The 19,475-nt window shown below is 61.3% G+C and carries 20 protein-coding genes; 10 read left to right on the top strand and 10 right to left on the bottom strand.

What is annotated here, in order from left to right:
* Positions 1-40: 40 nt before the first annotated feature.
* Entirely contained in the window at positions 41-508 is a 468-nt protein-coding gene (locus HX823_RS21500) for an RNA methyltransferase (protein WP_003189607.1), read from the bottom strand.
* Positions 509-689: 181 nt separating this feature from the next.
* The gene (locus tag HX823_RS21495; protein WP_003210675.1) at positions 690-1,064 is read right to left on the bottom strand and encodes a YajD family HNH nuclease; all 375 of its coding nucleotides are present in this window, start codon (positions 1,062-1,064) and stop codon (positions 690-692) included.
* A gap of 97 nt (positions 1,065-1,161) precedes the next feature.
* Between HX823_RS21495 and HX823_RS21490 the strand changes: the two genes are divergently transcribed.
* Positions 1,162-2,082: a ParB/Srx family N-terminal domain-containing protein gene (locus tag HX823_RS21490; protein ID WP_177076559.1), complete on the top strand. Its 921-nt coding sequence runs from the start codon at positions 1,162-1,164 to the stop codon at positions 2,080-2,082.
* Positions 2,083-2,086: 4 nt separating this feature from the next.
* Here the strand turns inward: HX823_RS21490 and HX823_RS21485 are convergent, their stop codons facing one another.
* Positions 2,087-2,767, bottom strand: coding sequence for a spermidine synthase (locus HX823_RS21485; protein ID WP_038846233.1), 681 nt, complete (start codon positions 2,765-2,767; stop codon positions 2,087-2,089).
* A gap of 78 nt (positions 2,768-2,845) precedes the next feature.
* On the opposite strand from HX823_RS21485, the gene HX823_RS21480 reads away from it, so the two are divergent.
* A complete protein-coding gene (locus HX823_RS21480) occupies positions 2,846-3,124 on the top strand; it encodes a hypothetical protein (protein WP_038846232.1) in 279 nt (92 codons plus the stop codon).
* On the opposite strand, the gene HX823_RS21475 is transcribed toward HX823_RS21480, so the two are convergent.
* Both HX823_RS21475 and HX823_RS21470 read right to left on the bottom strand, forming a co-directional pair.
* On the bottom strand, positions 3,121-3,594 hold the full coding sequence (locus HX823_RS21475) for a cyclic nucleotide-binding domain-containing protein (RefSeq protein ID WP_016975234.1): 474 nt from the start codon (positions 3,592-3,594) through the stop codon (positions 3,121-3,123). The two genes, HX823_RS21480 and HX823_RS21475, sit on opposite strands and share 4 nt — an antisense overlap.
* 68 nt (positions 3,595-3,662) lie before the next feature.
* Positions 3,663-5,705: a S9 family peptidase gene (locus HX823_RS21470; RefSeq protein ID WP_177076557.1), complete on the bottom strand. Its 2,043-nt coding sequence runs from the start codon at positions 5,703-5,705 to the stop codon at positions 3,663-3,665.
* A 25-nt stretch (positions 5,706-5,730) separates the two neighbouring features.
* Here HX823_RS21470 and HX823_RS21465 point away from each other — a divergent pair, with 25 nt between their 5' ends.
* The 3 genes from HX823_RS21465 to HX823_RS21455 are packed head-to-tail and all read left to right on the top strand — an operon-like array spanning position 5,731 to position 7,628.
* On the top strand, positions 5,731-6,267 hold the full coding sequence (locus HX823_RS21465) for a hypothetical protein (protein ID WP_038846227.1): 537 nt from the start codon (positions 5,731-5,733) through the stop codon (positions 6,265-6,267).
* A 30-nt stretch (positions 6,268-6,297) separates the two neighbouring features.
* A complete protein-coding gene (locus HX823_RS21460) occupies positions 6,298-7,074 on the top strand; it encodes a class II glutamine amidotransferase (protein ID WP_016975237.1) in 777 nt (258 codons plus the stop codon).
* Between the two features lie 11 nt (positions 7,075-7,085).
* On the top strand, positions 7,086-7,628 hold the full coding sequence (locus tag HX823_RS21455; RefSeq protein WP_016975238.1) for a DUF2937 family protein: 543 nt from the start codon (positions 7,086-7,088) through the stop codon (positions 7,626-7,628).
* A 3-nt stretch (positions 7,629-7,631) separates the two neighbouring features.
* Here HX823_RS21455 and HX823_RS21450 read toward each other — a convergent pair whose 3' ends face one another.
* Complete coding sequence (locus HX823_RS21450) at positions 7,632-8,549, bottom strand: LysR family transcriptional regulator (RefSeq protein WP_038846225.1); 918 nt, start codon at positions 8,547-8,549, stop codon at positions 7,632-7,634.
* Between the two features lie 175 nt (positions 8,550-8,724).
* On the opposite strand from HX823_RS21450, the gene HX823_RS21445 reads away from it, so the two are divergent.
* Genes HX823_RS21445 through HX823_RS21435 form a run of 3 tightly spaced genes read left to right on the top strand, consistent with a single transcriptional unit; the run spans position 8,725 to position 11,068 of the window.
* Positions 8,725-9,465, top strand: coding sequence for a 5-oxoprolinase subunit PxpA (locus HX823_RS21445; RefSeq protein ID WP_177076555.1), 741 nt, complete (start codon positions 8,725-8,727; stop codon positions 9,463-9,465).
* Entirely contained in the window at positions 9,462-10,166 is a 705-nt protein-coding gene (pxpB, locus tag HX823_RS21440) for a 5-oxoprolinase subunit PxpB (RefSeq protein WP_177076554.1), read from the top strand. The genes HX823_RS21445 and pxpB overlap by 4 nt, the downstream gene beginning before the upstream one ends.
* Positions 10,163-11,068, top strand: coding sequence for a biotin-dependent carboxyltransferase family protein (locus HX823_RS21435; RefSeq protein ID WP_177076543.1), 906 nt, complete (start codon positions 10,163-10,165; stop codon positions 11,066-11,068). The genes pxpB and HX823_RS21435 overlap by 4 nt, the downstream gene beginning before the upstream one ends.
* Before the next feature lie 118 nt (positions 11,069-11,186).
* Here HX823_RS21435 and HX823_RS21430 read toward each other — a convergent pair whose 3' ends face one another.
* From HX823_RS21430 to HX823_RS21420, 3 genes are all read right to left on the bottom strand, one after another.
* A complete protein-coding gene (locus HX823_RS21430) occupies positions 11,187-12,365 on the bottom strand; it encodes a VWA domain-containing protein (RefSeq protein ID WP_177076541.1) in 1,179 nt (392 codons plus the stop codon).
* The gene (locus HX823_RS21425; RefSeq protein WP_003210690.1) at positions 12,365-13,210 is read right to left on the bottom strand and encodes a MoxR family ATPase; all 846 of its coding nucleotides are present in this window, start codon (positions 13,208-13,210) and stop codon (positions 12,365-12,367) included. Before HX823_RS21425 ends, HX823_RS21430 begins: the two co-directional genes overlap by 1 nt.
* Before the next feature lie 99 nt (positions 13,211-13,309).
* Positions 13,310-14,386 (bottom strand): DUF748 domain-containing protein, encoded by a 1,077-nt coding sequence (locus HX823_RS21420; RefSeq protein WP_177076539.1) that lies wholly within the window; start codon positions 14,384-14,386, stop codon positions 13,310-13,312.
* A gap of 126 nt (positions 14,387-14,512) precedes the next feature.
* On the opposite strand from HX823_RS21420, the gene cysK reads away from it, so the two are divergent.
* Entirely contained in the window at positions 14,513-15,487 is a 975-nt protein-coding gene (cysK, locus tag HX823_RS21415; RefSeq protein ID WP_177076537.1) for a cysteine synthase A, read from the top strand.
* An 85-nt stretch (positions 15,488-15,572) separates the two neighbouring features.
* Complete coding sequence (locus HX823_RS21410) at positions 15,573-16,508, top strand: aspartyl/asparaginyl beta-hydroxylase domain-containing protein (protein ID WP_038846533.1); 936 nt, start codon at positions 15,573-15,575, stop codon at positions 16,506-16,508.
* A 125-nt stretch (positions 16,509-16,633) separates the two neighbouring features.
* Here the strand turns inward: HX823_RS21410 and acnA are convergent, their stop codons facing one another.
* Positions 16,634-19,375, bottom strand: a complete 2,742-nt coding sequence (gene acnA / locus HX823_RS21405; RefSeq protein ID WP_177076535.1) for an aconitate hydratase AcnA — start codon at positions 19,373-19,375, stop codon at positions 16,634-16,636.
* Between the last annotated feature and the right edge of the window lie 100 nt (positions 19,376-19,475).

The raw sequence follows: 19,475 nt of genomic DNA, 5'->3' as shown, positions 1-19,475 counted from the left end.
AGTAGCTGACTGCCCGCAGGCGTCGGATGTTCCCAAAAGATCAGTACTTGGGGCCCGAGCGGGTGTTGTTGCCCTTGGCCAGGCGGTCGTAGAGCACCACGTTGACGGTGGCGGCGAGGTTCATGCAACCGGTGGTCGGGATGTAGACCACGTCTTCGCACCAGTCGCGGATCTCTTTGTCCAGCGACCCGTCTTCCGGACCAAAGATGTACAGCGCGCGGTCCGGATGGGTGTATTCGGGCAGGGGGCGAGCGCCTTCTACCAGTTCCACGGCGACGGGGATGCAGCCCAGGGGCAGGATCTTTTTCAGGTCATCGATGCCGATCAGCGGAATGTCGTGGTGGACTTTCTTGGTGTCGGTGATGAAGTCCCGCGCGCGCTCGTAACGCACGCCGGTGTAGAACACCGAGGCCACGCCGTAGCAGCCGGCGGCACGCATGACCGAACCGACGTTTTCGGGGGATTTGGGGTTATACAAACCGATGCAGCTGTAGCGTTTATTGCCCACGGGGAAGGGTGCCTTGGAGAAAAACGGCGATTATACGGGGATTAGGCAGGGTGCGGTGTTGTCTGGGATATCGCTATCGCGGGCAAGCCCGGCTCCCACAGGGGAATGCATTCCAATTGTGGGAGCTGCGGTGCGACGATTCGACTTGCCTGCGAAGAGGCCGGCACAGTCAGCGACGGTTTCAGTCGTCCTTCTTCATCAACCCCGCCAACGCCGCAAACGGGTTGTGCGTGGCCTTGGCAATCGTCGGGCTGCTGGTGGAGCCTTCGCCGAAGTACTGCTGGTCGGTATACCGCGAGTGTTCGTTGTCATGGCAATACAGGCACAGCAACTCCCAGTTCGAACCGTCCTGGGGATTGTCATCATGATTGTGGTTTCGATGGTGTACGGTCAGTTCGCTCAGGCGTTTGCCGGCGAACTCACGGGCGCAGCGGCCGCACACGTGGGGGTACATTTTCAAGGCTTTATCGCGGTAGCCCATTTCCCGGTCGCGCTGGGCATCGGCAAGGATGCGGTCCAGCTTGGCGGTGTGGGAGGGCGGGTTGGTCGAGCTCATCATGGCTCCTGGTTATTTTGGGGTTCACGGATAGGTTTGATTCTAGCCGCTCGCGTTGCAAATAACCGCTTCACTTTACTCATAAGGACTGAAACTCATGCGTCTGCATTCATGGACTGTTGCACTGTTGTTGTGTGGGCTCACGGCCCAAGCCCAAGCGTTCTCGACACCCCAGCCCGGCCAGGTGATCGAGGTGGCCCTCGACCAATTGCACCCGACCCAGGCCGTGGTGGGTTTCGACCAGATTTACTACAGCCTCGGCCTGTTCGCCGACAAACCCGCCAAGGTCTTCGATGAATACTGCGAAACCAACGGCCAGGGCGAAGCCGACAACGTGCCCAAGGGCGCGGACCTTCACATACCGGCGAGCTTCACCTGCAAGGACCCGGTGGGCACCCATCCCGACGACATGAAAACCGTAGTAGTCGGCCCCGGCGGCCAGTTGTACCTGACCGACGGTCACCACAGCTTCACCACCTTGTGGGAAGTGCCCGGCGGCGGGCCTCGCCTGAACATGTGGGTCAAGGTCACCGACGACTTCAGCAACAGCCCCACCCTGGCCAACTTCTGGCAGCGCATGCAGGCCGCGCGCAAGGTCTGGCTCAAGGACAATCAAGGCCAGACCCTGCCGCCCGAGCAATTGCCGGCGCACCTGGGCTTCAAGAACCTGCAGGACGACACCTTCCGCAGCCTGGTGTATTTCACCCGCAAGGCCGCGTATGGCAAGCCCGAGGCGGGCGAGATCGCGCCGGAGTTCCTGGAGTTCTACTGGGGCAATTGGCTGCGCACTCAAATTGACCTGGGCAAGTACAACCTGAACAAGAAGGGTGGCTACAAGGACGCCATTGAGGCCGTGGCCAAGCGTATGGTCAGCCTGGCGCCGGGCTCACAGGTCGGCGACAGCGGTTTCAACGCCCATCAACTGGGCGGCATGACCCAACTCGACCGTAACGAGCTGGAAAAAACCTTCGACAAAAAAGTCCCGTACGTGATCGATTACCGCAACTCCCTGCGTTAGCCGATCACAGCTTCTGCGCAATCCAGATGGTGTGTCGGGTGCCCTTGTTGCCATGGGCGAATACCTGCACTTCCTCGGCCTTGAAACCGGCCTTGCGCAGTTTGTCGCTGAACAGCTTGTCTGCGCTGGCCGACCACACGGCCAGCACGCCTTTGGGGCGCAGGGCCTTGGCGCAGGCCGCCAGGCCTCCGGCCGAGTAGAGCCAACTGTTGGCCTTTTGCGTGAGGCCTTCGGGGCCGTTGTCCACGTCCAGCATGATCGCGTCAAAGCCCTGGGGCTCGGCTTGCAGCACCTTGGCCACGTCTTCCAGGCGGATCACCGTGCGCGGGTCCAGCAGCGGCCGGCCGGATTTTTCGCCCAGTGGCCCACGGTTCCATTCCACGACGCCTGGTACCAGTTCTGCAACGACCACTTCGGCAGTCTTGCCCAGGTGCTTGAGCGCTGACGCCAGGGTAAAGCCCATGCCCAAGCCACCGATCAACACCCGTGAATCCGCACGCCCGGCAACTTTGCGGCAGGGGATCTCGGCCAAGGCATCTTCGGAACCGTGCATGCGCGTGTTCATCAGCTGGCCGCCGTCACCGCCCTGGATCTTGATGACGAAATCTTCACCGTATTCGAACAGGCACAAGGCACCGCCGTTGTCGGGGATCGGGGTGGTGTCCAGCAGAACGAAACGTTTCATGGAAATCTCATTGGGAAGGGCATTCTTGCGCGGTTGGGAGTAGCCTTACGACATTCCGGTCAGGCCATGGAGCCATCGATGAAGTGCAGCATTCTAACGGTCATTGTGTTGAGCGCGCTCGCCTCTGGTGCGGTGCAGGCTCAGGAGTTGCAAACCGTACCGGTCGCGCCCGCCCCAACGCCAGGCGCACCGGGCACCCCGACGCCGACGTTGTACCCGCAAGTCACCCCACCGGCCGTGCCCAAGACCAACGGCTCGCCACCCTTGGTGCCCATCGTGCTGCCCACGCCACCCAAGGACCAGACGGTGCCGGGCCTGCTGCAAAACGACAGCAAGCCGAAGACGCCGGGCGGCTAAAACTGTTGCGAAAGTAATTGCCCGTCGGCCATGCGCAGTCGCTTGGACAGGGCGATGGCAATCGCGCGGATGATCTTGGCGGCAACCCTGGGCGCTTCGTTGAGCATCTTTTCCAGGGAGTCCTTGCCCAGGTTCAACAGCACGCAGTCACTGGCCGCCATGCAACTGGCCGAGCGGCGCTCGCCGTCGAGTACCGCCATTTCGCCGAAGGCACGGCCGCTGCGCAGGGTGGCGATGGTCAGGCGTTGGCCATCGTGGTTGGTTTTTTGCACCGCCACCTGGCCGCTGTGGAGGATGCACATGAACGTGCCAGCATCGCCCTCAAGGAAAATTACCTCGTCGCGGGCAATGCTGCTGATATTGAAATAGCCGGCGGCGACGTGAAAGTCTTCCGGCAACAGCGGGTCGAACAGGCCGCAATCCATGAGCATGTCGCGGATTTCGGTATTCATTAGCGTCGGTAGTGCCATGGCTGCAATCTTGGTCCATCAATCAGTAGGCGGTCCTGTGTTCAGACAGAACCGCCCCGCTAAGTTCCTTAAATCAGCCCCAGCGCCTTGAACACAAAGCCATATTCGAGTGCTACGTCACGTAATCCCTGGTAACGACCGCTCATGCCACCGTGGCCGGCGCCCAGTTCGGTCTTGAGCAACAGCAGGTTGTCGTCGGTCTTGGTGTCGCGCAGCTTGGCCACCCACTTGGCGGCTTCCCAATATTGCACGCGGCTGTCGTTGTAGCCGGCGATCACCAGCAGGTGCGGGTAGGCCTGGGCGCGAACGTTTTCGTAGGGCGCGTAGGCCTTGATGCGTTCGTAGACGTCCGGTTCTTCCGGGTTGCCCCACTCGTCGTACTCGGTGATGGTCAGCGGCAGCTCCGGGTCGAGCATGGTGTTGAGCACGTCGACAAACGGCACTTCGGCAATCGCTGCCTGGAACAGCGCCGGGCGCTGATTGAGCACCGCGCCGATCAACAAGCCGCCGGCACTGCCGCCGCTGATGGCCAGTTGTTTGGACGTGGTCAGGCCCTCGGCGATCAGGTGTTCGGCGCAGGCGATAAAGTCGCTGAAGGTGTTCTGCTTGTGTTCCTGCTTGCCGTTGCGATACCAGGCCTCGCCCAGCTCACCGCCGCCGCGCACATGGGCGATGGCAAACGCCACGCCTCGGTCCAGCAGGCTCAGGCGTGCGTGGGAGAACCACGGGTCCAGGCTCGAACCGTAGGCGCCGTAGCCGTACAGATACAGAGGCGTTGGTTTACCCAGCTGGTCGCGCTTGACCACCAGGCTGATCGGCACCTGAGTGCCATCTGCCGAGGTGGCCCACAGGCGCTGGCTCACGTAATCGTCGGCATTGAACACGCCGAGTACCGGGGTTTCCTTGAGCACCTGTTGCGCGCCACTGGCCAGTTCCAGCTGACGCACCTGGGCCGGACGGTTCAGGGCTTCGTAACGCAGGCGGATCTTGTCGCTGACAAATTCCAGGCTGTTCTGTACGTAGAGGCTGTAGGCGGCGTCAGGCAATTCCACGCGATAGGCCGGCAAGCCCTGTGGGTGCACTTCGATCACCGGCAGGCCACCGATGCGCAGGCTCAGGGTCATGGCGTGGGTGTTCAGGCTCACGCCGTCGAGCATCACCTCATCGCTGTGCGGGATCAGGTTCTGCCATTCAGCTTCGGTCGGTACGTCGCCAATGTCGGTCGCGACGAACAACGCGTAGTTGATGCCATCGCGGTTGCTGCGGATAAACCAGGTCCACGCGCCATTCAGCTGGCCGTGGTCGACATCGTATTCATGATCCTCGACCCGTGGCGCCAGGCAGGTGAAGTCCAGGTGTGGCTGGTCGGCGTCCAGGGCCCAGACTTCGCTGGTGGTCTTGCTGCCCAGTGACAGCAGCAACTGGCGCTCGGAGCTGGAACGGTAGCAATGCAGGAAGAAACGGCCGTCCGGCTCATGGAACACTTCCTGCGCCGCGGTGCCGTCCAGGCGATAGCGATACAGTTTGTGCGGGCGGTGGGTGTCGTCCAGTTCGCCGAAGAACAGGGTCAGGCTGTCATTCGCCCAGGTCATGCTGCCGTCGCAGTTTTCAAACGCCAGTTCGCTGACTTTGCCGGTGGCCAATTCCTTCACGTACAGGGTGTAGATCTCTTCACCACTGGTGTCGAGGCTGTAGGCCAGGCGCTGGTGGTCGGGGCTGATGCTGAACGCGCCGAGGGAGAAGAAACCGCCATTGGCCAGCACGTTCGGGTCCAGCAACAACTCTTCGCTGCTGTCATCCACCTGGTTGCTGTCGTCGGCCGGGCGACGGCAGCGGTAGTGGCGGGCGTATTCGTCACCGGCGGTGGTGCGGGTGTAATACAGATACGGGCCCCACGGCGAAGGCAGCGACAGATCGGTTTCGAGAATGCGGCCCTTGATCTCCTCGAACAGGGTTTCGCGCAGCGCTGCCTGATCGGCGAGTTGCGCTTCCTGCCAGGCGTTTTCGGCCTTGAGGTAATCGAGCACCTCAGCGCTGTCGCGCTCTTGCAGCCAGGCGTACGGATCTGAGCCTTGGGCCTTGCGGGCGATCGGAGCGGTCGATGTAGGCATGGGATTAATCTCTATCAGGCGGACGGTGGCAGGCATTGCAGCCGCGACACGCAAAAGCCGTTATCATAGCCGCCTGTTTGCCAACCTTGCCATGGACACCATGACCGAGAACGACTATCTGACCGCTTGGGGCCTTTACGCCTTCGCCGCTTTGGGCTGCCTGTTGGTGTGGTGGCGCATGACCCGCTGGATCTGGCGCTGGCTGCGCGAGCCGCTGCTGTTGCTGATGGCGGTGTTGCTGTTCAGCCCGACCATCGTCGACCCGGTCAAGACCCAGTTCGCGCCGGCCGTGGCCATCACCGCCCTGGACCTGGTGCTCAAGGTCGGCAATAACGCCTGGCGGGCCATTTCCGATCTGTTCATGTACAGCATGATCGCCTTTGGCGTGTACCTGGTCTTTGTGCTGATCCGCTGGCCCATCGAGCGCGCCGCCAAGGCCCGCCGTGAGCGCAAGGCTGCTGCCGATGCCGCCCTGGCCGCCGAACCGGATCAGGACGACGATGACGTGCCTTTGCGCCGTCCTGCACCCGTGAGCGGTCTGCGCGTCGAACCGCGCCTTTAACGTTGTCCGCCCTGCTGCGAGAGCCCTGGCATGTGTGAATTATTGGGCATGAGTGCCAACGTCCCCACCGATATCGTGTTCAGCTTCACCGGGCTGATGCAGCGCGGTGGGCGCACCGGTCCCCACCGTGACGGTTGGGGCATTGCGTTCTATGAGGGTCGTGGCCTGCGCCTGTTCCAGGACCCGGCCGCCAGCAGCGAATCGGAAGTCGCGCTGCTGGTGCAGCGTTACCCGATCAAAAGCGAAGTGGTGATAGGCCATATCCGCCAGGCCAACGTCGGCAAGGTCAGCCTGGCCAATACTCACCCGTTCGTGCGCGAACTGTGGGGCCGCAACTGGTGCTTTGCGCATAACGGCCAGTTGGCCGACTTCAATCCCCGCGCCACTTTCTACCGCCCGGTGGGCGATACCGACAGCGAAGCGGCCTTTTGCGATCTGCTCAACCGCGTGCGCGAAGCCTTCCCGGAGCCGGTGGACATTGAAAAAGTCCTGCCGGACCTGATCGCCGCCTGCTCCGAATATCGTAGCAAAGGCGTGTTCAACTGCCTGCTCAGCGACGGCGACTGGCTGTTTTGCTATTGCTCGACCAAGCTGGCGCAAATCACCCGTCGCGCCCCGTTTGGCCCGGCACGCTTGAAAGATGTCGACGTGATCGTCGATTTTCAGGCCGAAACCACGCCCAATGACGTGGTGACCGTGATCGCCACCGAACCTTTGACCGACAACGAAAACTGGACCCGCTACGAACCGGGCCAATGGAGCCTGTGGCGACGCGGTGAATGCGTCAGCCAGGGCATCACCGAGTAAGGATATCGACCATGTTGCTCAGTTATCTGCGGTTGGTGCTGTTTGCCATTGGCCTGTTGGTCGGCGTGCAAGTGCCGGGCTTCATCAACGACTACGCCAAGCGCGTCGAAGCTCACCTGATCGAGGCCCAGACCGGCCTCAGCGGGTTTGAAAACACTGCGCGGCAGTTCTTCAACGGTGACTTGAAGGCGTTGGTCGCGCATTACCGCGCCAGTGATGACCCGGTGTTCCAGAGCGACGCCAACAGCCTGGGCGCCATGCTTGACCGCCAGGTGGCGTTGGACAAGCAATTCCAGGCCATGCAAGGCCCGTGGTACATCCGCGCCCTGCAAGTGGCTGTGGCGGCGGACCCGGATATCCGCCAGGAGACCTGGAACGGCTACAGCTACCAGATCCTGCTGACGCCCGAGGCCATGGGCTGGGGGTTGGGCGGGGCGATGCTGTTGTCGTTCGGCCTGGAGTGCCTGTTCCGTTTGATCGACTGGGTGGTGTTGGGCGGCAAGCGCCTGCGCCAGAGCCGGCCGATCGAAGAGCGGGACCTCAAAGGGCTCTGAGCCTCACGGGTGAGCGAGCACCATCCGCTCCTCACCCACTTCCTCGGCATACCGCGCCACTACTTTCTGGCATAACCCGACAATCTCCTCCACCAGCTCCACCCCCACGCGCCACGACACCACCACCTGCAAGTTCGGCAGTTTCTGCGCCATCGGCAACATCACCAATTCGCCGCGCGCCAGTTCTTCGCTGACCAGCACCGGCGGCAGTGCGCCAATGCCAAAACCGTCGCGCAGTAAACGGGTGATGGCCGACACCGAGTTCACGCAGTTCATCCGTGGCGCGGCCACGCCGTTGGCCTGCATCAGGCTGATCACGTCCTGGTGTGGATGGGAGTTTTTCGAGTAGGTGATGATGCGTTCCTGCGCCAGTTCGGCGAGGGAGGCGTAGTCACGGTTGTAGATCGACTGGCTGGCGACGATCCACGCCATGGGGTGGCTGCACAGCTCCAGGCTGCGCACGGTTTCGAGGCGCAGCAGGTCGGTTTGCAGGATCAGGTCGAGGAAGCCTTTTTGCAGCTGATCGCTGAGATTCAGCGCGGTATCGGCGACCAACTCGATTTCTACCAGCGGGAAGTGGTCCATCAGTTCTGCGACCAATGGGCTGAGCCAGGTGTGGATCACCGTGTCCATCGCGCCGATGCGGATGCGCCCAACCTTGCTGCTGGTGGTCTCCAGGGACTGCTTCAGGCCCTGCATCGTCACCATCATCTGCTCGGCGTAGTCGAGTACCTTCAAGCCTTCCGGGGTCAGGCTCACGCCGCGTGAGTCGCGCAGAAACAGCTTCACCCCCAACTCGCTTTCCAGCACGGCGATGCGGCTGGAGATCGACGCCTGGGTGGTGAACAACTTCTCGGCGGTCAGGCGGAAACTCTTGAGCTTGGCCACCCAGACGAAGGTTTCGAGGAACTTCAAATTCATGGGATCAACTTTTTCTTATGCATGGATCGGTTTTTATTAGTTGGACGCCGCACCGGGCCAGCGCCAAAAATCGAGCTATTCCACGATAAGCGCCGTTGGGGTGTCATGACAAGTTGCGAGTTCTGCGTAAAAAATCCCACACTACAAAATAACAATGCCTACAGGAGCGACCAACGTGAGCCGCCTTCTTCTGAATTGCGACATCGGCGAAAGCTTCGGCAACTGGACTATGGGTCTGGACGCCGAGGTCATGCCGTTCATTGATTGCGCCAACGTGGCGTGCGGCTTCCATGCCGGCGACCCGAGCATCATGCGCAAGACCGTCAGCCTGGCACTCAAGCATGGCGTGCAAGTCGGTGCGCACCCGGCGTACCAGGACCTGCAAGGTTTCGGCCGTCGCTCCATGGCCTACACCGCCCAGGAAATCCAGGACCTGCTGCACTACCAGATCGGCGCCCTCGACGGCATCTGCCGGGCGCAAGGTGGGCGGGTCAGCTACGTGAAGCCCCACGGCGCGATGTACAACGACATGATGGCCAAGCCCGCGCAATTGCGCGCGGTGATCCAGGCTGTGGCGGCTTACGGCGACCTGCCGCTGATGTTGCTCGCCACCCGCGACAACAGCGCCGCGCAGGCCTTGGGCGATGAATATGGCGTCACCCTGTGGTTCGAAGCCTTTGCCGACCGCGCCTACGACAATAAGGGCCACCTGGTCTCGCGGCAGTTTCCCGGCGCCGTGCACCACGATTCCGACACCATCCTGCAGCAAGCCTTGACCATTTCCAGGGGGGAAGCGCTGACCGCCAGCGACGGCAGCTCGCTGGTCCTGCAAGCCAACACGCTGTGCGTGCATGGCGACAACGCCAGCTCGATCGCCGCCGTACAGCGCATCCGCGAGGCATTGAAGCCAGCATGAAGCCACGGATTGAAGTGGTGGCCATCGACTGCCTGATGGTGCGTCTGTTTGATGCAATCGCCGAAGCCAACATGCCGTGGATGCTCGCCGCCACCCAGCGCTTGCGCAGCGGTTTCGGCGCGGCTTTGGTCGACCTGGTGCCGTCCTACACCACCTTGATGGTGCATTACGACCTGGGCGCATTGAACCCGGCCCAGGCACGGGAATTGATCGACCAGGCCCTGACCGACCTGCAGCCGCACACCCAGGGCAGCGGCCAGTGCCACGTGCTGCCGGTGTGGTACGACCTGAGCGTCGGCCCCGAACTGAGCCTGCTCAGCCAGCGCAGCGGGCTAAGTGTCGATGACGTGATCCGCCGCCACAGCGCCCACGAATACCAAGTCTTCGCCCTCGGCTTCGCCCCCGGTTTTGCCTTTATGGGCCTGGTGGATGAAATCCTTGCCGCGCCGCGCCTGAGTACCCCGCGCAAGCGCGTGGCGGCCGGCAGTGTCGGCATCGCTGAACGGCAAACCGCCGCTTACCCGGTGGTGTCACCGGGGGGCTGGAACCTGATCGGCCGCACCCCGGCCAGGTTGTTTGACCGTGAGCGCGACGGCTACAGCCTGATGCAACCGGGCGACACGGTACGCTTCGAACCTGTCGATCACGCGCAATTCATCAAACTGGGTGGCGATGACACGCCGTTGGAGGCGCAGGCATGAGCCGCTTGATCATTGAGGCCAGCACACCGCTGTGCCTGTTGCAGGACGCCGGCCGTTTTGGCGTGCGCCACCTGGGCGTGACCCAGGGCGGGGCGCTGGACTGGGTGTCGATGTCCTGGGCCAACTGGCTGTTGGGCAATGCGCTGGACGCGCCGGTGGTGGAAATCACCCTGGGCGGCTTTACCGTGCAGGCCGAGGATTATTGCCTGCTGGCCCTGGCCGGTGCGGACTTGGGTGCTTACATCGACGAACGTGCCATCAGCCCCGGCCGCAGTTTTATCCTGCAAAAGGGCCAGCGTTTGCGTTTTACCCAGCCATTCAATGGCGCGCGGGCCTATCTGGCGGCGCCGGGCGGGTTTGATGCGCCGGACGTGCTGGGCAGTTGCGCCACCGTTGTGCGTGAAGAACTGGGCGGCGTGGACGGTTTCGGTAAGGCACTGGTCGAAGGTGGGCGGTTGGCGTATTCCGGCGTCGGCGGCGCAATGAAAGTGCTGAATGATCCAGGCCTGGCCAAAACTGCATTGGACGTGATCGTCGGTGCCCAGATCGGCCAGTTCAGTGGGCAAAGCCTGTTCGATGCGTTCAACACCGAATGGACCCTGGACAGCCGCGCCGACCGCATGGGCATGCGTCTGCTGGGCACGCCGTTGCAGTATCAGGGGCCGTCGCTGATCTCCGAGGGGATTCCGTTGGGCGCGATCCAGGTGCCGCCGGATGGGCAGCCGATTGTGTTGCTCAATGACCGGCAGACCATTGGCGGTTACCCGCGCTTGGGCGCGTTGACGCCATTGGCGCTGGCGCGGCTGGCGCAGTGTTTGCCGGGGGAGAAGGTGCGGCTGGCGCCGGTGGTGCAGGAGACTGCGCATCAGCAGCACATCGAGTATTTGCGCCGATTTAACTAACGCCGCTTTCCAAAATGTGGGAGCGGGCTTGCTCGCGAAGACGGAGTATCAGTTAACAGAGATTTTGACTGATCTACCGCCTTCGCGAGCAAGCCCGCTCCCACATTTAGATCACCGCCTATTTGGAAAGAAAGCGCATCCCTTCTTCCAACCCCCGCAACGTCAGCGGATACATCTGATCCTCCACCAACTCCCGCACAATCCCCGTCGACGCCGTATACCCCCACGTATCCTTCGGATACGGGTTAATCCAGATCAGCTTCTTGTACTTGGCCATGAAGCGCTGCATCCACACATACCCCGGCTCCTCATTCCAATGCTCGACGCTACCGCCGGCCTGGGTGATTTCATACGGCGCCATCGACGCATCGCCGATAAAGATCACTTTGTAATCCGCGCCGTACTTGTGCAGCAGGTGCTGGGTTGAGGTGCGCTCGGAGGTGCGGCGCTGGTTGTTCTTCCACACCGATTCGTACACGAAGTTATGGAAGTAGAAGTACTCCAAATGCTTGAACTCGGTCTTGCACGCGGAGAACAGCTCTTCGCAGATCTTCACGTGTGCATCCATCGAGCCGCCGATGTCGAACAGCAGCAGCAGCTTGATGGTGTTGCGCCGCTCCGGGCGCATCTGGATATTCAGCAACCCGGCGTCACGCGCGGTGTGGTCGATGGTGCCGTCGATGTCCAGCTCTTCCGCCGCACCCTGGCGCGCAAATTTGCGCAGGCGACGCAGGGCGATCTTGATGTTACGCGTGCCCAGTTCAACCTGGTCGTCGAGGTTCTTGTACTCGCGCTGGTCCCACACTTTAACGGCCTTGCCCTGGCGCTTGCCGGCATCGCCGACGCGAATGCCTTCCGGGTTGTAGCCGCCGGAGCCGAACGGGCTGGTGCCGCCGGTGCCGATCCATTTGTTGCCGCCGGCGTGACGTTCCTTCTGTTCTTCCAGGCGTTTCTTGAATGCTTCGATCAGCTTATCGAGGCCGCCAAGGGACTGGATCTGCGCGCGTTCCTCATCGGTCAGCGAGCGTTCGAACTCCTTGCGCAGCCACTCTTCGGGGATCAGCGCCTGCAGGTGGTCGTCGAGTTTTTCCAGGCCGTTGAAATACGCACCGAAGGCCCGGTCGAACTTGTCGAAATGCCGCTCATCCTTGACCAGGATCGCCCGGGCCAAGTAGTAGAACTCGTCCATGTCGGCGAAGGTCACGCGCATTTTCAGCGCGTTGATCAGGTCGAGCAGCTCGCGCACCGACACCGGCACCTTGGCGGCACGCATCTCGTTGAACAGGTTGAGCAGCATCAGCGGTTACCGCGACGGCTCATGAACGCCAGACGCTCCAGCAACTGCACGTCCTGCTCGTTCTTCACCAACGCACCGGCCAGCGGCGGGATGGCCTTGGTCGGGTCACGTTCGCGCAGCACGGCTTCGCCGATGTTGTCGGCCATCAGCAGCTTGAGCCAGTCCACCAGTTCGGAGGTGGAGGGTTTTTTCTTCAGGCCCGGCACTTTGCGCACGTCGAAGAACACATCCAGCGCTTCGCTGACCAAGTCCTTCTTGATGTCGGGGTAGTGCACATCGACGATCTTTTGCAGGGTGGTGCGGTCGGGGAAGGCGATGTAGTGGAAGAAGCAGCGGCGCAGGAAGGCGTCCGGCAGCTCTTTTTCGTTGTTGGAGGTAATGATGATGATCGGGCGTTTCTTGGCCTTGATGGTCTCGTCGATTTCGTAGACGTAGAACTCCATCTTGTCGAGTTCTTGCAGCAGGTCGTTGGGGAACTCGATGTCGGCCTTGTCGATTTCATCGATCAGCAGGATCACCCGCTCTTCGGATTCGAACGCTTCCCAGAGCTTGCCCTTTTTCAGGTAGTTGCGCACATCGTGGACCTTGTCCACACCCAGTTGCGAGTCGCGCAGGCGACTCACCGCGTCGTACTCGTACAGGCCCTGATGCGCCTTGGTGGTGGACTTGATGTGCCAGGTGATCAGTTTGGCACCGAAGGACTCGGCCAATTGCTCGGCGAGCATGGTCTTGCCGGTGCCGGGCTCGCCCTTGACCAGCAACGGCCGTTCCAGGGTGATCGCGGCGTTGACGGCCAGTTTCAGGTCATCGGTAGCCACATAGGCCTGGGTGCCTTCGAACTTCATCGGTGTTTCCTCGCATTCATCAATGCCCGGACTATACCGCGCAGCCCCGGCGACTGTGAACGCAGGCGGCTTATTCAGTCTCTGAATGACCAGTCACCTTCAGTCCCCCGAGGGCTTGGGTTGTTCATAGCGCGCATTGAACGCCTGGATGAAGCCGTTGCGCAAAATCGCCAAAAACGCGGAAAACGCGCTGACATTTTGCTGGTGCACGCTGCCACTGAGTTCAACGCGGGTGGCGAACTGGTTTTTCGCCTGGTTTTTCAGCACGGTTTCACTGGCGCCGACCACCGCCTCCCAGATCGAGCGGAAGATGTTCTTGTCTTTGTTTTCCACGTCCTGCTGCCAGTCGAACACTTCGACGTCGCGCAGCAGCGGCTTGATATAGCCGGTCAACTGGCCTTTTTCCGCCTGGGCTTCGATCACCACGTCACCGGTGCCGGCCTTGAAGTCGAATTTGCCGTAGGCCGAGGCGAAGTCATTCATGCGCTTGAGCTGCAAGTCTTTGGCGCGGAAACGGAATTCGAAGTTCTCGAAATTGCTCAGCGGGTCGAAGGTGGCGGTGGCTTCCAGCGGCGCCTGGCCCTGAAGGAGCGCCTTGCCCTCGAAGCGGGCGTCGCGCTTGCCTTTGACGTCGACCACGTTGGTCAGGTTGTAGAAACTGGCGTTGACCGCGGTGGCGTTGATGTTGACCGGTGGTTTGGAGCTGAAGTTGTGGAAGGCGATCTTGCCGTCTTCGATGCGCACTTCGTCGAGGGTGATGGGCGCCAGTTTGCTTAACTGCTCGCGCCAGTCGGTGCCTTTACCGGTCTGGGACGCCTGCTTGTTGGCGCCGCCGTCGACGAAGTTCACCTCGGGGTTGATAAAACGCACCCTGGCCACCACCGCATGGTCGTACCACAACGAGTGCCAGCTCACCGCGAGGTCGATCAGCGGCGCCTTGACGAACGGTACTGGCACTTTGCCGTCGACCTTGATGATTTCCAGGCCGTTGATCTTGTAGGCGCCGCGCCACAGGGCCAGGTCTACATCCGTGACGTGGCCGCGGTAGTCGCCCATGTTGGCGAGCTTGTCATTCAAGTAGTTACGCACCAGGTAGGGCAGGGCGATGCTCAAGGCAACCAGTACCACCAGCAATCCGGCGACGGTCCATAGTGGCCAGCTGTAGCGACGTTTCATGGGGAGGGTCCTCTGTCCGTATAGGGGATGGACTCTTGCGAAGGGCGCAACGTTCCTCCGACTGGACGCTTTGCGGCACGAGGCATACCCTTGTGGCCTTCCTTGAATCGACCCATAGGACCCGTCATGAGCCGCATCTTTGCAGACAACGCGCACTCCATCGGTAACACGCCCCTGGTTCAGATCAACCGGATCGCACCGCGTGGCGTGACCATCCTGGCCAAGATCGAAGGGCGTAACCCAGGCTACTCGGTGAAATGCCGCATTGGCGCAAACATGATCTGGGACGCTGAAAGCACCGGCAAACTCAAGCCGGGCATGACCATTGTCGAACCCACCTCCGGCAACACCGGCATCGGCCTGGCATTCGTCGCCGCCGCCCGTGGCTATAAGTTGCTGCTGACCATGCCAGCGTCCATGAGTATCGAGCGCCGCAAGGTACTCAAGGCCCTCGGCGCCGAACTGGTGCTGACCGAGCCGGCCAAGGGCATGAAGGGCGCGATCGAAAAAGCCGGCGAAATCGTTGCCAGCGACCCGGCCACCTACTTTATGCCGGCCCAATTCGAAAACCCGGCCAACCCGGCGATCCATGAAAAAACCACCGGTCCGGAAATCTGGAACGACACCGATGGCGCTGTGGACGTGCTGGTGGCGGGTGTGGGCACCGGCGGCACCATCACCGGTGTTTCGCGCTATATCAAGAACATTGCGGGCAAGCCGATCCTGTCGGTGGCTGTCGAGCCGATCGTGTCGCCGGTGATTACCCAGGCGCTGGCCGGCGAAGAGATCAAGCCCAGTCCGCACAAGATCCAGGGCATCGGCGCCGGTTTTGTGCCGAAGAACCTCGACCTGTCGATGGTTGACCGCGTGGAGCTGGTGACCGACGACGAATCCAAGGCCATGGCCCTGCGCCTGATGCAGGAAGAGGGGATTCTGTGCGGTATCTCCTGCGGCGCCGCGATGGCCGTGGCGGTACGCTTGGCCGAGAAACCGGAGATGCAGGGCAAGACAATCGTGGTGATCCTGCCGGACTCTGGTGAGCGCTACCTGTCGAGCATGCTGTTCAGCGATTTGTTCACCGATCAGGAAAACCAGGCTTGATGTGTGTCAGCACTGACACCTTGGGCCTTCTGCATACTGGCCCAAGTGTTTATGATGCCCGGCGCATTTTTTCAGGAGTTGCTGCATGACCTTTTCTTTAGCGGCCAAGCTGTCGGTGTTGTTGGTGTTTATCGGCAGCACACTGTACGTGCACCTGCGCGGCAAGGCGCGTTTGCCGGTATTGCGCCAGTTCGTCAACCATTCGGCGCTGTTCGCCCCGTATAACGCCTTGATGTACCTGTTCTCGGCCGTGCCGTCCAAACCCTACCTGGACCGCAGCAAGTTCCCCGAACTGGATGTACTCAAGGACAACTGGGAAGTGATCCGCGAAGAGGCTATGCACCTGTTCGACGAGGGTTACATCCGCGCCGCCGAAAAGAACAACGACGCCGGCTTCGGTTCGTTCTTCAAGAAGGGCTGGAAGCGTTTCTACCTCAAGTGGTACGACAAACCCCTGCCGTCGGCCGAGGCGCTGTGCCCGAAAACCGTAGCGCTGGTGAGCAGCATTCCCAACGTCAAGGGCGCGATGTTCGCGCTGTTGCCGGGCGGTAGCCACCTCAACCCGCACCGCGACCCGTTTGCCGGTTCCCTGCGCTATCACCTGGGTTTGTCCACGCCGAACTCCGACGACTGCCGCATCTTTGTCGACGGCCAGGTGTACGCCTGGCGTGACGGCGAAGACGTGATGTTCGACGAAACCTATGTGCACTGGGTCAAGAACGAAACCGAGCAGACCCGCGTGATCCTGTTCTGTGACATCGAGCGGCCGTTGAGCAATGGCTTCATGACCCGCGTCAACCGCTGGGTCAGCAAGCAATTGGGCCGCGCCACTGCACCGCAGAACCTGGATGACGAGCGCGTGGGCGGGATCAACCAGGCGTACGCCTGGAGCAAGACCTTCAGTGACAAGTTCAGCGGCGTGGTCAAGCAGTGGAAGCGCAAGCATCCGAAGGCTTACCGCATTGCGCGGCCGGTGCTGGCGGTGGTGGTGCTGGTGCTGTTGTGGAAGTGGTTGTTCTGATCAGAACACGGTAAAAAATGTGGGAGCGGGCTTGCTCGCGAATGCAGTCTGTCAGTCATAGATGTTTTGACTGATCCACTGCATTCGCGAGCAAGCCCGCTCCCACATTTGTTTTGCAGTGTTACTTAAGAGGCGATCAGCTGGCGAAGCACATAGTGCAAGATGCCCCCGGCCTTGAAGTATTCCACCTCATTAAGCGTATCGATCCGGCACAACACCTCCACCTTCTCCGTACTCCCATCCTCCCGCGTAATCACCAGCGTCAAGTTCATCCGCGGCACGATCTCCACGTCGGTCAGCCCGAGAATGTCGATCTTCTCCTTCCCGGTCAGCTTGAGCGTCTTGCGGTTCTGATCCAGCTTGAACTGCAACGGCAGCACGCCCATGCCCACCAGGTTGGAGCGGTGGATACGCTCGAAACTTTCGGCGATCACCGCCTTGACGCCCAGCAGGTTGGTGCCCTTGGCTGCCCAGTCGCGGCTGGAGCCGGTGCCGTATTCCTGGCCGGCGACCACCACCAATGGTGTGCCCGAGGCCTGGTACTTCATCGACGCGTCATAGATCGCCATCTTCTCGCCGGTGGGGATATACAGCGTATTACCGCCTTCCTCGCCGCCGAGCATTTCATTGCGGATACGGATATTGGCAAAGGTGCCGCGCATCATCACTTCATGGTTGCCCCGGCGCGAGCCGTAGGAGTTGAAGTCGCGCGGCTCCACGCCTTGTTCGCGCAGGTAGCGGCCGGCGGGGCTGTCGGTCTTGATGTTGCCGGCCGGGGAGATGTGGTCCGTGGTGACCGAATCACCCAGCAACGCCAGCACGTTGGCGCCTTTGACGTCTTTGATCACTGGCAGAGGCCCGGCAATGTCGTCGAAGAATGGCGGGTGCTGAATATAGGTGGAATCCTTTTGCCAGACGTAGGTGGCGGCCTGTGGCACTTCAATGGCTTGCCACTGCTCGTCACCGGCGAACACCTCGGCGTATTCCTTGTGGAACATACCGGTGCTGACCTGGGCCACGGCATCCGCGATTTCCTTGCTGCTGGGCCAGATGTCCTTGAGGTACACCGGCTTGCCGTCTTGGTCATTCCCCAGCGGCTCACTGCTGATATCGATGCGAACAGTACCCGCCAAGGCATACGCCACCACCAGCGGCGGCGAAGCCAGCCAGTTGGTTTTCACCAACGGGTGCACGCGGCCTTCGAAGTTGCGGTTGCCCGACAGCACCGACGCCACCGCAAGGTCGGCTTTCTGGATAGCCTTTTCGATCGGCTCGGGCAGCGGACCGGAGTTGCCGATGCAGGTGGTGCAGCCGTAGCCCACCAGATCAAAGCCGAGCTTGTCCAAGTACTGGGTGAGGCCTGCCGCCTTGTAGTAGTCGGTGACCACTTTGGAGCCTGGCGCCAAGGAGGTCTTGACCCAAGGCTTGCGCGTCAGGCCCTTTTCCACGGCCTTTTTCGCCACCAGCCCGGCCGCCATCATTACGCTGGGGTTGGAGGTGTTGGTGCAGGAGGTGATTGCGGCGATCACCACCGCGCCGTTTTTCAGGCGATAGGTCTGGCCGTCGTACTCATAGTCGGTTTCGCCCACCAGGTCGGCATTGCCCACGGCAACTCCGCCGCCGCCTTCGCTTTCCAGGCGGCCCTCTTCTTTGTTGGTGGGTTTGAATTGCAGGTCGAGAAAATCACTGAAGGCCTGGCCGACATTGGGCAGTGCCACGCGGTCCTGCGGGCGTTTCGGCCCGGCCAGGCTGGCTTCGACACTGCCCATGTCCAGGGCCAGGCTGTCGGTAAACACCGGCTCCTGGCCGGCGTTGCGCCACAGGCCCTGGGCCTTGGTGTAAGCCTCGACCAGTTTCACGGTTTCGGTAGGACGGCCGGAGAGGCGCAGGTAGTCCAGCGTTACCTCATCCACCGGGAAAAAGCCGCAGGTGGCGCCGTATTCCGGGGCCATGTTGGCGATGGTGGCACGGTCGGCCAACGGCAGGTCGGCCAGGCCGTCGCCGTAGAATTCGACAAATTTTCCCACTACGCCTTTTTTGCGCAGCATCTGGGTCACGGTCAGCACCAAGTCAGTGGCAGTAATGCCTTCTTTCAATTTACCGGTGAGCTTGAAGCCGATCACTTCCGGGATCAGCATCGACACCGGCTGGCCGAGCATCGCCGCTTCCGCTTCGATCCCGCCCACGCCCCAGCCGAGTACGCCGAGGCCGTTGATCATGGTGGTGTGGGAATCGGTGCCGACCAGTGTGTCCGGGAAGGCATAGGTGCGGCCGTCTTCGTCCTTGGTCCACACGGTGCGGCCGAGGTATTCGAGGTTGACCTGGTGGCAGATGCCGGTGCCCGGTGGCACCACGCTGAAGTTGTCAAAGGCGCTCTGGCCCCAGCGTAGGAAGGCGTAGCGTTCGCCGTTGCGCTGCATTTCGATGTCGACGTTTTGCTCGAAGGCGTCGGCGTTGCCGAACTTGTCGACCATCACCGAATGGTCAATTACCAGGTCCACGGGCGATAGCGGGTTGATGCGCTGCGGATCGCCCCCGGCCTTGGCCACGGCGGCGCGCATGGCGGCCAGGTCGACCACGGCGGGTACGCCGGTAAAGTCTTGCATCAACACTCGGGCGGGGCGGTACTGGATCTCACGGTCGGACTGGCGTTCCTTGAGCCAGGCGGCAATGGCCTTGAGGTCGGCGCCGGTGACGGTCTTGTTGTCTTCCCAGCGCAGCAGGTTTTCCAGCAGCACCTTCAGTGACATCGGTAGCTTGTCCAGGTCACCCAGGCTCTTTGCGGCTTCGGGCAGGCTGAAGTAGTGGTAGGTTTTACTGTCTATTTCAAGGGTCTTAAGGGTTCTCAGGCTATCAAGCGATGACATGACACGACTCCTTATGGTCCGCACGGCTACGGACCTGACGGGACGAACAGAGCTATCAACTTAGCCCTGTTTTCATTAGCAGGCTAATAACTGGACTCTA

Origin of the sequence: Pseudomonas sp. P7759 (genome assembly GCF_013386445.1) — a bacterium.
Classification (GTDB): domain Bacteria; phylum Pseudomonadota; class Gammaproteobacteria; order Pseudomonadales; family Pseudomonadaceae; genus Aquipseudomonas; species Aquipseudomonas azotoformans_A.
The sequence above is the reverse complement of the archived record's forward strand: the minus strand, read 5'-3'. Positions and strand labels throughout refer to the sequence as shown.

Bases quoted from the DNA above. Each gene is read 5' to 3' on its own strand.
- cysK (WP_177076537.1), top strand. From the start codon at position 14,513: ATGAGCCGCATCTTTGCAGACAACGCGCACTCCATCGGTAACACGCCC.
- HX823_RS21450 (WP_038846225.1), bottom strand. From the start codon at position 8,549: ATGAATTTGAAGTTCCTCGAAACCTTCGTCTGGGTGGCCAAGCTCAAG.
- HX823_RS21480 (WP_038846232.1), top strand. From the start codon at position 2,846: ATGAAGTGCAGCATTCTAACGGTCATTGTGTTGAGCGCGCTCGCCTCT.
- acnA (WP_177076535.1), bottom strand. From the start codon at position 19,375: ATGTCATCGCTTGATAGCCTGAGAACCCTTAAGACCCTTGAAATAGAC.
- HX823_RS21460 (WP_016975237.1), top strand. From the start codon at position 6,298: ATGTGTGAATTATTGGGCATGAGTGCCAACGTCCCCACCGATATCGTG.
- HX823_RS21470 (WP_177076557.1), bottom strand. From the start codon at position 5,705: ATGCCTACATCGACCGCTCCGATCGCCCGCAAGGCCCAAGGCTCAGAT.
- HX823_RS21455 (WP_016975238.1), top strand. From the start codon at position 7,086: ATGTTGCTCAGTTATCTGCGGTTGGTGCTGTTTGCCATTGGCCTGTTG.
- HX823_RS21485 (WP_038846233.1), bottom strand. From the start codon at position 2,767: ATGAAACGTTTCGTTCTGCTGGACACCACCCCGATCCCCGACAACGGC.
- HX823_RS21475 (WP_016975234.1), bottom strand. From the start codon at position 3,594: ATGGCACTACCGACGCTAATGAATACCGAAATCCGCGACATGCTCATG.
- pxpB (WP_177076554.1), top strand. From the start codon at position 9,462: ATGAAGCCACGGATTGAAGTGGTGGCCATCGACTGCCTGATGGTGCGT.
- HX823_RS21420 (WP_177076539.1), bottom strand. From the start codon at position 14,386: ATGAAACGTCGCTACAGCTGGCCACTATGGACCGTCGCCGGATTGCTG.
- HX823_RS21425 (WP_003210690.1), bottom strand. From the start codon at position 13,210: ATGAAGTTCGAAGGCACCCAGGCCTATGTGGCTACCGATGACCTGAAA.
- HX823_RS21435 (WP_177076543.1), top strand. From the start codon at position 10,163: ATGAGCCGCTTGATCATTGAGGCCAGCACACCGCTGTGCCTGTTGCAG.
- HX823_RS21495 (WP_003210675.1), bottom strand. From the start codon at position 1,064: ATGAGCTCGACCAACCCGCCCTCCCACACCGCCAAGCTGGACCGCATC.
- HX823_RS21490 (WP_177076559.1), top strand. From the start codon at position 1,162: ATGCGTCTGCATTCATGGACTGTTGCACTGTTGTTGTGTGGGCTCACG.
- HX823_RS21430 (WP_177076541.1), bottom strand. From the start codon at position 12,365: ATGCTGCTCAACCTGTTCAACGAGATGCGTGCCGCCAAGGTGCCGGTG.
- HX823_RS21410 (WP_038846533.1), top strand. From the start codon at position 15,573: ATGACCTTTTCTTTAGCGGCCAAGCTGTCGGTGTTGTTGGTGTTTATC.